The sequence below is a fragment of the Streptomyces sp. NPDC002536 genome, assembly GCF_053594995.1.
On sequence record NZ_JBSFWU010000004.1, the window covers coordinates 67,428 to 81,150 of the forward strand.

Here is a 13,723-nt window from a genome sequence, read left to right on the forward strand (position 1 = left end):
TACCTGATCGCCGGCGCGATGTGGCTCGTGTCGATCTACATGATCCAGGCGATCGGCGAACTCTGCCTCTCCCCGGTCGGTCTGTCGGTGACCACGAAGGTGGCTCCGCGGAAGTACGCGGGCCAGATGATGGGCGTGTGGTTCCTGGCGGTCACTGCAGGCAACTGCATCACGAGCCTGCTGGCCCTCGTCGGCGTGGAACCCAGCGGTGCCGGGGCCATCGGGGCCGGGGCGGTCCTCGCGAGCGTCGCCGGATTCGCGATCTTCATGTACCGCAAGAGGGTCGCTGCGCTCATGGGCGACGTGCGCTGAGGGGTGCCCCGTAAGGGGCGCGGGGAACTGCGCGCTTAGCCACCGACGGCCTGCAGCCGACGCACTACCCAGGGGTCCGGGGCGCAGCTCCGGGACGTCGACTGTGGGCGCGTCGTGGCTGCTCGCGCAGTTCCCCGCGCCCCTTACGGGGCGAGCTCGACCGTCAGGCGGTGCGAGAAGAGCCGTGAAGATCCGCGCAGTGGCCCGGACTGCAATCGATGCCGTTCGTCCGGTCCGGGCCACTGCGCGGTGGCTGCCCGTGGCCGCAACGGGGGATGACGGCCACAGGCAGACGAGGAGTGCGACGAGGGCCACACGGCGACGTCGCACTCCGGGCCCGGCTACTCATGCCCCTGCCGGAGTGCGGGCCGCGCACAAAAACTAACGGCACGCGGGACACCTGGGCGCATACCAAAGTTGCTTCGTGGTGGAAGAAAGTCGACACTCGGCGTCGGAGGATGGACCGGCCGGTGGGCGATGCGCCGATTTCCCCCTTTCTCACTGTGCCGTGAGACGGCCCCACTTCAGCCGGAGGACTTCGTCCGAGGCCTCGGCGACATCGCGGGAGTGGGTCACCACGATCACGCACTTGCCCTGGTCGTGGGCCAGCTTCCGGAACACGTCGACGATGCCGGCCGCGGTCTCGTGGTCGAGGCTGCCCGTGGGCTCGTCCGCGCACAGGACGTCCACCTCGCAGGCGAGCGCGCGGGCGATGGCCACGCGCTGCTGCTGCCCGCCGGAGAGCTGGAGGGTCCTGCGATTCCGATCCTCGTCCCCGATGCCCAGCAGCTCCAGGAGTTCCCTGGCGCGCTGTTTCCTGCGGACCCCCTTCACGCCCGTGATCTCCATCGCCGAGGTGATGTTCTGGACCGCGGTCATGTACGTGAGCAGGTTCAGGGACTGGAAGACGGTCGCCACGTGCCGGTTGCGGTAGCGGCCGAGGCCGAGTTCGGCGACGTCGCGGCCGCGGAAGCGCACCGAGCCGGACGTGGGGGTGTCGAGGCCGCTGGCCAGGGACAGCAGGGTCGTCTTGCCGCTGCCGGACGCGCCCACGACCGCGTACATGCGGCCTGCTTCGAAGGAGTGGTTGACGTCCTTGAGGACGGCTCGCCTGCCGTTGCGGGTCGGGTAGGAGCGGGTGAGTCCGGTGAGCTGGAGGACGGGGGGCTGTGCGGTCATGGTCAGTCTCCCTTCACGAGGATGTCGCGCGGGTTGAGGCGCAGGACGCGGGTGCCGGGGACGAGGGTGGCCAGTGCCGCGATGCCGAGGCCCGTGGCCCCGACCTTGCCGATGTCGGCCATGCCGAGCCTGACGTCGATCCTGTCGATGGGGCCGACGTCGGACCCGCCCGTGGACGAGCCGTCCGGCGACGGGCCTCCCGGTCCGGTGACGGCGCTGTGGTCGGGGCCGCTGTCCGCGTTCGCCGCATCGTCCTTGGCGGACGACACCTCGCCGGCCAGCAGCCAGTCGCCGACGCCCTGGGACAGGAACTGGCTGCCGGCGGCGGAGAGTCCGATCGCCAGCAGCGCGCAGGCGACGACTTCCACGAGGTGCTGACCGAGCAGCCTGGTCTTCTTCTCGCCGAGGGAGAGCAGGATGCCGAGTTCCTTGCGGCGTTCGCGCAGCGAAGAGGCGACGACGAGGGCGAGGACGGCCGTACCGGCGACGGCGACCAGCCAGACGGTGACGGTGGCGAAGCCGGCGGTCCTGGTGATCGGGCCGACCAGGGTCTTGTACTGCTTGTCGTTGACGTTCAGCGGGAAGATCTTCAGGTCCGCTCCGGCCGCCTCGGCGTCCTTCTTCAGCCGGTCGATGTCGGCGGGGTCGCCCAGGGTGAACGTGGCCTGCTTGACCGTGGCGCCCTGGGCCGGGTCCTTGCCGTTCAGCCTGGTGGCCCCTTCCGGGGTGACGTAGAGCTGGTTGGCCGGGTTCGTGATGGCCGGTACGTACTTGCCGGTGTCCGCGGTGCTGCTCTTGTAGATGCCGACGACGGTGAACTCGTGCTCGTCGGTGTTCGGCTTCTCTCCTGGCGGCGGCAGCTCGCCGACCTTGAGCTTGACCTTGTCGCCGACCTTCAGCTTGTTCTGCTTCGCCATGCGTTCCTCGACGACGACGGCGTCGCCTTTCGAGCCGGGCCCGATGCCGGAACCGGAGACGATCTTCGAGTCGCCGTTGCGGAAGGCTGCTACGGAGTTCAGATCGCGGACGCCGTCCGCTTTGAAGAAGTCGGTGCCCTGGGTGTCCTGTCCGGGCGGCGCAGGGACCGGCTGGTAGAGCCCGGTGCTCTGCGTCGGCGCAGCGCCGGAGTCCGACGTGTAGTTGCACTGCTTCACGACCGGCGACTTGCAGATCTTGTCGACGAGATCGCGGTGCAGGTCGCCCTCCTTGCCGATGAGGCCGGGCGTGCCGCCGCCCCCTTGGGACTGCAACTTCCCGGACTCGATGAGGGCGTTGATGTCCAGCTGCATGGTGGCGACGGCACCGACGCGTTGCTTGGCATCCGCAGCGGCGCGGGCCGCCGCGGACCGGATCAGAAATCCCGACAGGACCAGCGTGCAGATGACGAAGAACAGACCGACGAGCATCAGGGATTTCCCCGGATGACCGCCGATCCGCCACCACGCCCGTTTGAACAGATTCATTTCTCTCCCGGTGAACGGAATCGTCCCGAACGGATACGGACGCTAGGGGAGGCGGGATTTGAGCGGTGTTTGAACGGTTGTGTCGCGGTTCAGTGGATACTGGAAACACGGATTCCGGTCGGCCGGTGGACCGGGAAACTCTCATGGAATTCTCAGGAAATGGTGGTTGCTCGTGCGCGTGCTGGTGGTCGAGGACGAGAAGCACCTGGCGCGGGTCCTGGAGTTGGGACTGCGGAAGGAAGGAATACCGGCCGATGTCGTGCACGACGGGACGACGGCCCTGGAGCGGCTGGCCGTGTACGACTACGACGCGGTGCTCCTGGACCGGGACGTGCCGGGTGTCCACGGCGACGAGGTCTGCCGCCGCATCGTCGCCATGGGGCTGGCCTGCCGGATCCTGATGCTGACGGCCGCCGGCCGGCTCGGCGACAAGGTCGACGGGCTCGGCCTCGGTGCCGACGACTACCTGGCCAAGCCGTTCGACTTCCCCGAACTGGTGGCCAGACTGCGGGCACTGTACCGGCGCACGCCCATGGCCCACCCGCCCGTGCTCGCCTTCGCCGACCTCGCCTTCGACACCCACCGCCGCCAAGTCCGGCGCGGAGGCGTCGAGATCCGGCTGACGCCGAAGGAACTGACCGTCCTGGAACTGCTCATGCGCGCCGATGGCGGCGTGCTCAGCACGGAGTACCTGCTCGACAAGGCGTGGGACGCACAGACCGACTCCCACACCAATGCGGTGCGCCTCGTCGTCCACACCCTGCGCCGGAAAATCGGGGAACCACGACTGGTGCACACGGCCGTGAACGCCGGCTATTTCCTGAGGTCCGAGTGATAACCGCCGCGCTGTGCAGAAGACTGAGGATGTGGCGCAGCAGACTTTGCCTGCGCCGCGGCGGCAGGCGTCGCACGCTCGGTATCCACGGCCGGCTGTTCCTGTGGTTCGCCGGCGCTCTGTGCGCCTCCGGGGCCCTGCTGGTCGCCGCCATCTACGTGGGCATTCGCTACATCCCGACCTACGACCTGACCACGACCGTCAGCGTTCCCTCCGGCGGCTCCGGGTCCTCGTACACCCATGGGGAGCCGTTGAGGAGCGATCCCCGTCCGGTCCCCGAAGGCGGGGTGCGTACCAAGGAGGACGTCTGGGCGACCGTACTCGCCGTGTCCGTGGGCGGAATGCTGCTGGTGATGATCGCGGGCCTGACGGCGTGCTGGTTCCTCACCCGGCGGCTGCTGGCTCCTTTGCAGACCATCAGCCAGGCTGCCGCGAAGGCCGAGGCAGGCGAGCTGGACCACCGCATCCGTGCCGACGGCCCCGACGACGAGCTGAAACAACTCGCCGACACCTTCGACGCGATGCTCGCCCGGATCGAGGAGTCCCTCGCCGCCCACCGGCGCTTCGCGGCGAACGCCTCGCACGAACTGCTCACGCCGCTCGCCACCACCCGCGCGATTCTCCAGGTGACGGCGGAGGACGGCTCGGGGAAGGAACTGGCGGAACTCGCCCCGGTCCTCAGGGAGACGAACGAACGCAACATCACCATCGTGAACGCGCTCCTCGACCTGGCCTCCGCCGACCATGCGCAATTCGACCCGGAGCCCGTGGACTTGGCGGCCCTTGCAGCCCGCACCGCCGCCGAGCGGACCTCCCGGGCGGAGGCGGAGGGGCTCCTGCTCACCGTCGAAGCGGAGAATGCAGGCTGCGTCGTCAGCGGCAGCAGCACGCTCCTGCGGCAGCTGGTGCTGAATCTGCTCGACAACGCGTTCACCTACAACGTGCCCGGCGGTTCGGTGCAGCTGGCGGTCCACCGGGACGCCACCGTGACCCTGGAGGTCGTGAACACCGGAACGCCGGTCGACGAAGAACTCGTCGACCGTCTCTTCGAACCCTTCTACCGGCCACGGTCCCGGCTGTCCGGTGACCGTTCGGGCCACGGACTCGGGCTGGCCATCGTGCGCTCGATCGCCGTGGCCCACCGTGGCACGGTCGCCGCCGTCGCCAACCCCGGCGGCGGGCTCACCGTGCGGGTCGAACTCCCGCCGTACGAGGAAGATTCCGCGGACCGGTGATCCTGCCCTTCCGCAGACCCGTGATCTCGACGTCCACCACTGGCCGCAGGTCGTACGGGCAACCGGGTGCGCACCGTAGTCCGGGCTGCACTGCAGGGAGTACGCGCGAATGCCGTGAGATCACCCCGGCCGCGCTCGTCCGCGAGAGGCCGGTGGCCGGTTGCGCGGAATATGCTCGCGTCATGCCAGCCCCCGGCTTCGCATCACCGCACGCGCACGAACTGGTCGGCCGGTTCGGGCTGATCGGGGTCCTGGTCGTGGTCTTCCTCGAATCCGGCATCCCCGTCGGCTTCTTCCTGCCGGGCGATTCCCTGCTGTTCGCGGTCGGCCTGCTGGTCACCACCGGCGAACTCGACGAACCGCTGTGGCTGGTGTGCGCGGCGGTGGTGGTCGCCGCCGTTCTCGGCGACCAGGCGGGATATGTCCTGGGCCGCAGGGCCGGTGTCTCGCTCCACGAGCGCCCGGACTCCCGGCTCGTCAAGCGCGGGCACATCGACAGCACGCGCCGGTTCTTCGAGCGGCACGGGCCGAAAGCGCTGATCCTGGCCCGCTTCGTACCGCTGGCCCGGACGTTCACGCCGATCGTCGCCGGTGCGAGCCGGATGAACTACCGGACCTTTCTCACGTACAACGTCGTCGGCGGAGTCCTCTGGGGGGCCGGGCTGATCCTGCTCGGGGCGGGGCTCGGCACCGTCGCATTCGTCCGCGAGAACATCGAGCCCATCATCATCGCCATCGTGGTGATCGCCACGCTGCCGGTCGTCGTGGAACTGCTGCGCGCCCGCTCCGGGAACCGGTGACCGGACCCCTGCTTCCTGCGCATGCGTCTCCCCGGAGCCGAGACCATACTTGTGCCTGTCGGTCACCATGCGACCTTGAGTGCAGCGGAGGAGCCGCAGTGACGACCTCCGGCAGGGATGAGAACGGCGTTGCCGCGGAGCCCGCCGGGCAGCTCGATGTGGCCGTCGCCCTGCTCGACGCGGAGGGAACCGTGGCCGGCTGGAGTGCCGGGGCCGAGGCCCTGCTCGGCCATACGGCGGACGAGGCAGTGGGACAGCGCGCGGACCGGCTGCTCTGGGCACCCGAGCTGGCGCCGGGGGCACTGGCGGCCCCGTCGCGGGGCGTCCTGGCCCTGCGGCACCGCGACGGGGACGACGTCCGGCTGACCGTGGGCATCTCCCGGCTGGTCTTCCCGCCGGAACGGGTGTACTGGCTGATCACGGGCACCCCCATGCGCCCCTGGCCCCGGCCGGGGCTGATCGCCTCGCTCTACGAGGACTTTCTCCGCCAGTCACCGGTCGCCATGGCCGTCCTGGACGACGACCTCCGGTACGTGTGGGTGAACAGCGCGCTGGAGCACGGCGGGGGAGTGGCCCGGGGGCAGGCCGTCGGGCGCCGTTGGGGCGAGCTCCAGCCGGGGCTGATCGTGCGGGAGGCCCGGGCCCATATCCAGCGGGTGCTGGACACGGGACAGCCCGTGATCGATCACATCTATCACGGACACGTCAAAGCCGACCCGACGCACGAGCGTGCCTTCGCCCTGTCCGCCTTCCGCCTGGAGGACGCCGACACCGGCAGTGTCGGCGTGGGTTTCATGACCCTGGACGTCACCGACCGCTGGCAGGCCAGACGGCGGCTGATGCTGCTCAACGAGGCGGGCAGCCGGCTGGGGCGTTCCCTGGACCCGATGCGCACCGCGCAGGAACTCTGCGACGTGACGGTGCCGCGGCTGGCCGACTGCTGCACCGTCGAGCTGTCGGACTGGGTCGTCAAGGGTCACGAGCCGGTCAGGGAACCCCTCGGCGAGGACGCCGTGCTGGTCCGTTCGGGCAGGCTGTGTTCGGTGCACGAGTGCTGGCGTCCGGCGGTGGGGGCCGGCGACACGGTGCGGTACGCGGGGCCCGGTTCCGTCGTGGAGAGCCGGACCACGGGCCGGGCCGTACTGGCCTCCGAGTCCGAACTCGCCCTCTCCGTAAGGCCGGTGCGGGACGCCGCCTCCGGCACGGTGTCCGGACGTCCGGGCTCGGCGATGGTCGTACCGCTGTGTGCCTCCGACATCGTGCTGGGCGTGGCGGTCCTCGTGCGCCACAACCTGGAGGAGCCGTTCGACAACGACGACCTCTTCCTGGCGGAGGAGGTCGCGGCCCGGGCATCCCTCTGTCTGGAGAACGCACGCCGGTACACCCGGGAGCACTCCATCGCGGTGACGCTGCAGCGCAGTCTCCTGCCGCACGGCCTGGCGGGGGAGACGACCCTGGAGATCGCCTCCCGGTATCTGCCGGCACACGCGCGCGAGGGAGCCGGTGGTGACTGGTTCGACGTGATCCCGCTCTCCGGCGCCCGCACCGCGCTGATCGTCGGCGACGTCTCGGGACACGGGATCCAGGCCGCCGCCACCATGGGACGGCTGCGCACCGCAGTACACACCCTCGCCGCCATGGACCTGCCTCCCGACGAACTCCTCGCCCGGCTCGACGACCTCGTCCTGCGCCTGGCCGAGCACGCCCCTCCCGGGACGGAGAGCCTCGGCGCCACCTGCCTGTGCGTCGTCTACGACCCGGTGAGCCGGCAGTGCACCATGGCCACGGCAGGTCACCCGCCGCCCGTCCTCCTCCGCCCCGACGACACGGCGACGGTGCCCGATCTCCCTGCCGGTCCACCGCTGGGCGTCGGCGGCCTGCCCTTCGAGGGCATGGCGACGGAACTGCCCGACGACACCGTCGTCGTGCTGTACACCGACGGGCTCCTGCACGCACTGACCCGGGACACGGAGTCCGGCCCCGACCGGCTCGTCCATGTGCTCACCCCCGGGCACCGGTTGCTCGACGACATCTGTGACGGCGTCGTCAACGCCCTTCCCGCGAGGCCTCCGAGCGACGATGTGGCCCTTCTCCTGGCCCGGACACGGGCGCTCCGTGCCGACCGGACGGCGGAGTGGGAACTCGAGCGGGACCCGGCCGTGGTCTCGCGTGCCAGGAGCCTGGTCGACGACCGGCTCCACGCCTGGGGGCTGGACGAGTTGCAGGTCACCACGGAGCTCATCGTCAGCGAACTGGTCACCAACGCCATCCGGTACGGAGTCGGCACGATAACGCTGCGCGTCATCCGTGGCCTCACCCTCGTCTGCGAGGTCACCGACGAGAGCAGCAGCGCGCCGCACCTGCGCCACGCCCGGACGACCGACGAGGGCGGGCGCGGGCTCTTCATCATCGCCCAGATCGCCCGCCGTTGGGGCACGCGTCCGTTGGCCACGGGAAAGACCATCTGGGCCGAGCAGGACCTGCCCTCGTCCTTTTAGGGCTTGTCCGGCGGATGTTCGTGCCCCGTCAGGGGCGCGGGGAACTGCGCGACTAGCCCCCACCGGCCTGCAGTCGACGCACTACCCCAGGGGTCCGGGGCGAAGCCCTGGGGGCACCTCCCAGCGGTAGCTGGGGGAACCTCGACTGCGGGCGCGTCGTGGCTGATCGCGCAGTTCCCCGCGCCCCTGACGGGGCGCCGTGGTGCCGCTGAACTCCCCGTAGGACCGAGCGGTCCTACGGGGACCGCAACGCGTCGACCGCGATCCGGGCGGCGGTGCCGATGACGGCGTCCGCTGCCGGAAGCGTGGCGGCCGTGCCGGCGGCGCGGGTGAAGACCGCGACGGCGTAACGGCCGCCGTCCGGGTACTCGACGACACCGACCTCGTTGCGCAGGGTGGGCAGGCTCCCGGTCTTGCCCGCGACATGGACGTCGTCGAAAGGGAAGCCGGAGGCCAGCCGGTGCGGCCAGACCTGAAGGCCCATCAGACGGCGGATCGCCGCGCCGTGTTCGGCGGGGCATGCCTCGTCGCGCCATACGGCGCCGAGCAGGCGGGTCATCTCGCGCGGGGTGCTGCGGTTGGTACGGGCGGGGTCGAGAGCCGTCAGCCGGGCGACGACCTGCGGATCGGTCAGCGCCCGGGCCTGGCCGGGACCGGCGTCCTCCCTGACGGTGGCCAGCATCTCGTGGAACGTGTGGACGGCGTGCGTCCGCGTCAGCCCCAGGCCGGCCGTGGCCGAGTTCACCGCATCGAGGCCGACCCGGTCCAGGAGAAGGTCGGCGGCCGTGTTGTCGCTCACGGCCATCATCAGGTAGGCGACGTCCCGCAGGGACATGCGGACGGTGTCGAGCATGGCGGCGAGCCCGGTGGGACCGGCGGTGCGGCCTGCCGGCGGGCATTCGATCTGCTCGGTGAGATCCACGCGCCCTGCCGCGGCCTGTTGGTGGAGGGCGACGAGCAGACAGAGCTTGTGCACGCTGGCGGTGACGACCGCGTCGTCCGCGCCCGCGTCGACCTCCGCGCCGGAGTCGATGTCGAGCGCGTGCAGCCGGCCGGTGACGCCGGCTGCGGCGAAGGCCGCGTGGATGCGGCGGCGGGTGGTGGTCGTGGTCGTCACAGCCAGTACTCCGATGCCGGGCGCAGGTAGAGCGGCCGCGCGGGTTCCTCCGCGCCGCCTGCGGCCGCGTCCAGAAGGGCGCGGGTGGTCGCTTCGGTGAAGGCGCCGACGGCGGCGTCGCCGCGCCCTCGGGGCCAGGCGACGGAATGCCGCCAGGTCAGGGGAGCCCCTGCAAGGGGACGCCAGGCGATGTCCGGGTCTGCTTCGGCGGCGTGCGTGCTGTGGGCGTCCTTCGGACTGAAGGCGACGGCGCCCGCCGAGAGGATCAGGCCGCGGACGAAGCTGGCGCCCTGGCCCTGCCGGACGACGGCGGGCGTGTAGCCGTTGCGGGCGCACGTGGTCAGGATGTCGTCGTGGAGCGCCGGAGCACCGGAGCGGGGGAAGAGGACCAGCTCGTGTCCGTCGAGGGCGGCGAGCGGGACCTTGTCCAGCGCGGCGGCGGGTGCGTGGCGCGGGAGCAGCACGCCCACCTCGCGGCGCAGCACCGGGCCCAGTTCGAGACCGGTGATGTCGCAGGGGTGGTGGATGAGCCCGACGTCCAGATCGTGCGAGGCAAGCCGGGTGAGCTGCTGGGCGGTGGACAGTTCGTGCAGCTCCAGCTCGACACCGGCGTGGCGCTGCCGGAAGCCTGCCAGGATCGCGGCGACGGTCTCGCCGGAGATGTCCGGCGGCAGTGCGGCGCGCAGCAGCCCGCTCTCCCCGTCCCGGATGCGGCGCGCGGTGGCCATGAGGGCCTCGGAGCGGGTGAGGAGTTCGCGTGCCTCGTCCAGCAGCAGCGTTCCGGCCTTCGTGATCGTCACTTGTCGGCTCGTGCGCTCGAAGAGGCGCACGCCCAGTTCGCGCTCCAGACGCTGGATGCGCTGCGAAAGCGGTGGCTGGGCGATGCCCAGACGCGCTGCGGCACGGCCGAAATGTGACTCTTCTGCAACAGCCACAAAGCATTCGAGGTGCCGGATCAGGTCCATGAGCAGGAAGCATATCGTTTTTTGATCGATCTCAGATTGATAGGACTCTTGGACATGCGGTGCAGGCCGCTGCTCTCCTCGTCCCGTGAGTACGAACGAAGGTCCGTCGAGGACCGAAGCCGAACGCCCCGCCCCGAAACGCCGCAGAACCGGCCCGGTGATCCGGACGGCCGGTGCGGCGGCCCTGGCACTCGCCGTCGTCGCCGGCGGCGCGTACGCCGCCGAACTGGGCCCGTTCGCCCAGGGCCCGCCCGTTCCCGACCCTGACGCCACGGCTCAGGCACGGGCCTTCCTGGTCGACTGGGCCGAAGGACGTCTGCCGAACGCCGGCGAGCGCACCACCAGCCCCGGCAAGGCCCAGGAGGTGCTGCGCAACTTCACCTCCGGACTCGGCATCAACAAGCCGACGTTGACTGCGCATTCGGCGACGGTCGCCGAGGACGGCAGCGTCACTGTTCCGTTCACGGCCGACATGCCCGTCGGCGACCTCGGTACATGGACCTACGACGCGACCCTCCCTCTTCGCAAGCAGGAGGACGGCTCCTGGAAGGTGGCCTGGGCCCTCTCCGTCGTCCACCCGCACCTGAGCGACACGGAGAAGTTCCGGCTGGACCGCGAGGGCGGCGACGGGGCCAAGGTGACCGACCGTGCGGGCCGCGCGCTGTCCAAGGACACGTATCCCTCCCTGGGGCCCGTGCTCTCCCAGGTCGCCCGTGCCGCCGGAGCCGGTCCGCGCGGTGCGATCCAGCGCGTCGACCGCGCCACCGGGCAGGTCAAGGACACCGAGGCCACCTTCGGCAAGAAGCCCACCCGGTCCGCCGACCGGCCCGTCGGCACCACCATCGACTCCACCTGGCAGGCCGCAGCCGAGAAGGCCCTCGCTGCGAAGGCCGACGGCAAGAATGCCGCGCTCGTCGCCCTGCGGGTCGACAACGGCGAGATCCTGGCCGTGGCCAACTCCCCTTCCGGATTCAACCGCGCCGTCTCCGGCACCTATGCGCCCGGCTCCACCTGGAAGGTCGTCACCACGAGCGCGCTGATGCTCAAGGACGCGGTCAAGCCCGACGACATCGTCGACTGCCCCAAGTACCTCACCGTCGGAAAGCAGTTCCACAACGTCGAGACGTCCGAACACCGCAACGCGACGTTTCTCAAGGACTTCACCGAGTCCTGCAACACCGCCTTCATCAGCCTGCGCGACAAGCTCGGCGACCGCGAACTCGGCGATGTCGCCAGGAAGTACTTCGGCGTCGGCCAGGAGTGGCACACCGGCATACCGTCGTTCGACGGGTCCGTTCCGGCTCCCCGCGACGAGACGGAGAAGGCCGCCTCGATGATCGGGCAGGGCCGGGTGCTGGCCAACCCGCTGATCATGGCGTCCGTCACCGCCACCGCGGCCTCGGGCACGTTCCACCAGCCCACGATCACGCGCGGCAACAAGGACACGACGACGACCTCCGAGCTGCCGCAGAACGTGGTCGACCGGCTGAAGGAGATGATGCGCGCCACGGTCACCGACGGCACGGCGAAGGTCCTGGACGGCCTGCCCGGCGGCGTCGGAGCGAAGACCGGCACCGCCGAGGTCACCGAGGACGCCCCCAACAACGGCTGGATCGTGGCTCATCGCGGCAACGTCGCCATCGCGTGTGTCGTCGAGCAGGGGAAGACCGGTGGCGCTTCGGCAGGGCCCATCGTCCGGAGCCTGCTCTCCGACGTCCCCGGCGACCCGTCATGACGGCTGGGCAGTCGAATCGAATCTCTCGACAACGTCCAGTACTGCAGGACCGGGTGACATCGGTGAACGGACGGATACCCTGGGACTCCCGGCCGGCCGCGGTCCGAAACGAGGCCTCTCGTGACCACCCCGACGAGCAAGCAGCTCGACCGCTTGGCCGACGCCCTGCGGCGCACCATCGATGCCGACCGGGTCGTCACCTCCGGGCCCGACTACGACGCCGGCGCAACCGTGTGGAACGGCGCGGTGCCGCACCGCCCCGGCGTGATCGTTCGGTGCACCGGCCCAACCGACGCCCGGGTGACGGTCCTTGCTGCGCAGGAGTTCGGCCTGCCGCTGTCGGTGCGCGGCGGCGGCCACGACTGGGCCGGCCGGGCACTGACCGACGGCGGCGTGACCGTCGACCTGTCCGGCCTGCGCCATGTGCAGGTGGACCCCGCAGCAGCAGTGGCACAGGTCGCCGGCGGCGCGACGGCCGCCGATCTCGTCACCGCCGCCCAGCCCTTCGGCATGACCGCAGCGGCCGGAACCGCAGGCGCGGCCGGCATGGTGGGCCAGAGCCTGGGCGGCGGATACGGGCCGCTGAGCGGCCGGTTCGGACTCGCGCTGGACAACGTGCTCTCCGCGGACGTCGTACTCCCCGACGGCTCACTGGTCACGACCGACGCCGAGCAGGAACCGGACCTGTTCTGGGCGTTGCGCGGCGGAGGCGGCAACTTCGGCCTGGTCACCGCGATGCGTGTCCGGCTCCACACGGTGTCGACGCTCCTGTCCGGCACCATCGTGTTCCCTTGGAGGCAGGCGGCCACCGTGCTGGCCCGGCTGGAGGAGTTCGTGCCCGACGGGCCGGACGAGCTGACGGTGCAGTGCGGCATCCTCGACGGCCCGGAGGGAGCGCCCGTCGTGTTCGTCGCCCCGACCTGGAGCGGCGACGACGCCCGCGCGGGCGAACGGGCCCTGGCGCAGCTCCAGGCCCTCGGCGAACCCCTGACCGCCCGACTCGGCCCCACCACCATGCCCGAGCTGCTCGCGGGCACCGACGCGCGCTTCCCCTTCGGCAGGCACGTCGAGATCCGCCCGCGAACCGTCGCCGCACTCGACTCCTCGGTACGGGCGGCCCTCCACGACGCGGGCAACGCCCTGACCTCGCCCCTGTCCGCCGTCTCCCTGCACAGCCTGCACGGCGCCGCAGCCCGCGTGCCCGCGACGGCAACGGCGTTCGCCAACCGCACCCCCCACCTCACGGCGGAGGCCATCGCCGTCTGGGAACCGGGCGATGCCCGAGAACACGAACACCGCGCCTGGGCGCGCAGCCTGTCCGCCGCGCTGAGACCTGCCGCGCTGCCAGGAGGCTGCCCCGACCTGCTCGGGCCCGACGAGACCGAACAGATCGCACACGCCTACGGGCCGAACGCCGAACGACTTCTCGCAGCGAAGCGCCGATTCGACCCCGACGACGTCTTCCGCGCCACGCCTCTGCCCACCCGGCGCGGAACTCGGCCCGACCGAGCCCCGGAAGCAGGGCCGAGCGTGGCGTTCCTCAGCCGCAAGCGCCGCAACACGCACGGCGGTTGAACCTTGTGA

Annotated in this window: 10 protein-coding genes and 1 pseudogene; 7 read left to right on the forward strand and 4 right to left on the reverse strand. The window is 70.7% G+C overall.

Annotation, left to right across the window (positions count from 1 at the left end; all coding sequences use genetic code 11):
- Positions 1 to 18: 18 nt before the first annotated feature.
- Positions 19 to 312, forward strand: a pseudogene (locus ACWD4B_RS02860) (POT-type proton-dependent oligopeptide transporter); the annotation flags it as partial.
- Positions 313 to 810: 498 nt separating this feature from the next.
- Here ACWD4B_RS02860 and ACWD4B_RS02865 read toward each other — a convergent pair.
- Both ACWD4B_RS02865 and ACWD4B_RS02870 read right to left on the reverse strand, forming a co-directional pair.
- On the reverse strand, positions 811 to 1,491 hold the full coding sequence (locus ACWD4B_RS02865) for an ABC transporter ATP-binding protein (protein ID WP_451419087.1): 681 nt from the start codon (positions 1,489 to 1,491) through the stop codon (positions 811 to 813).
- Between the two features lie 2 nt (positions 1,492 to 1,493).
- The gene (locus ACWD4B_RS02870) at positions 1,494 to 2,954 is read right to left on the reverse strand and encodes an ABC transporter permease (protein WP_451419088.1); all 1,461 of its coding nucleotides are present in this window, start codon (positions 2,952 to 2,954) and stop codon (positions 1,494 to 1,496) included.
- Between the two features lie 172 nt (positions 2,955 to 3,126).
- Here ACWD4B_RS02870 and ACWD4B_RS02875 point away from each other — a divergent pair, with 172 nt between their 5' ends.
- The 4 genes from ACWD4B_RS02875 (at position 3,127) to ACWD4B_RS02890 (ending at position 8,322) form a co-directional block, all read left to right on the forward strand.
- On the forward strand, positions 3,127 to 3,789 hold the full coding sequence (locus ACWD4B_RS02875) for a response regulator transcription factor (protein WP_451419089.1): 663 nt from the start codon (positions 3,127 to 3,129) through the stop codon (positions 3,787 to 3,789).
- Between the two features lie 29 nt (positions 3,790 to 3,818).
- Positions 3,819 to 5,024, forward strand: coding sequence for a sensor histidine kinase (locus ACWD4B_RS02880; RefSeq protein WP_451419090.1), 1,206 nt, complete (start codon positions 3,819 to 3,821; stop codon positions 5,022 to 5,024).
- A gap of 182 nt (positions 5,025 to 5,206) precedes the next feature.
- Positions 5,207 to 5,824 carry a DedA family protein gene (locus ACWD4B_RS02885; protein ID WP_451419091.1) on the forward strand — a complete coding sequence of 206 codons (618 nt, stop codon included), beginning with the start codon at positions 5,207 to 5,209 and terminating at the stop codon, positions 5,822 to 5,824.
- A 98-nt stretch (positions 5,825 to 5,922) separates the two neighbouring features.
- On the forward strand, positions 5,923 to 8,322 hold the full coding sequence (locus tag ACWD4B_RS02890; RefSeq protein ID WP_451419092.1) for a SpoIIE family protein phosphatase: 2,400 nt from the start codon (positions 5,923 to 5,925) through the stop codon (positions 8,320 to 8,322).
- Positions 8,323 to 8,557: 235 nt separating this feature from the next.
- Here the strand turns inward: ACWD4B_RS02890 and ACWD4B_RS02895 are convergent, their stop codons facing one another.
- Together ACWD4B_RS02895 and ACWD4B_RS02900 are read right to left on the reverse strand one after the other, a co-directional pair.
- The gene (locus ACWD4B_RS02895; RefSeq protein WP_451419093.1) at positions 8,558 to 9,439 is read right to left on the reverse strand and encodes a serine hydrolase; all 882 of its coding nucleotides are present in this window, start codon (positions 9,437 to 9,439) and stop codon (positions 8,558 to 8,560) included.
- Positions 9,436 to 10,404 (reverse strand): LysR family transcriptional regulator, encoded by a 969-nt coding sequence (locus tag ACWD4B_RS02900; RefSeq protein WP_451419094.1) that lies wholly within the window; start codon positions 10,402 to 10,404, stop codon positions 9,436 to 9,438. The genes ACWD4B_RS02895 and ACWD4B_RS02900 overlap by 4 nt, the downstream gene beginning before the upstream one ends.
- Before the next feature lie 85 nt (positions 10,405 to 10,489).
- On the opposite strand from ACWD4B_RS02900, the gene ACWD4B_RS02905 reads away from it, so the two are divergent.
- On the forward strand, positions 10,490 to 12,139 hold the full coding sequence (locus ACWD4B_RS02905) for a penicillin-binding transpeptidase domain-containing protein (protein WP_451419095.1): 1,650 nt from the start codon (positions 10,490 to 10,492) through the stop codon (positions 12,137 to 12,139).
- A 120-nt stretch (positions 12,140 to 12,259) separates the two neighbouring features.
- Entirely contained in the window at positions 12,260 to 13,714 is a 1,455-nt protein-coding gene (locus ACWD4B_RS02910) for an FAD-binding oxidoreductase (protein ID WP_451419096.1), read from the forward strand.
- Positions 13,715 to 13,723: the final 9 nt, after the last annotated feature.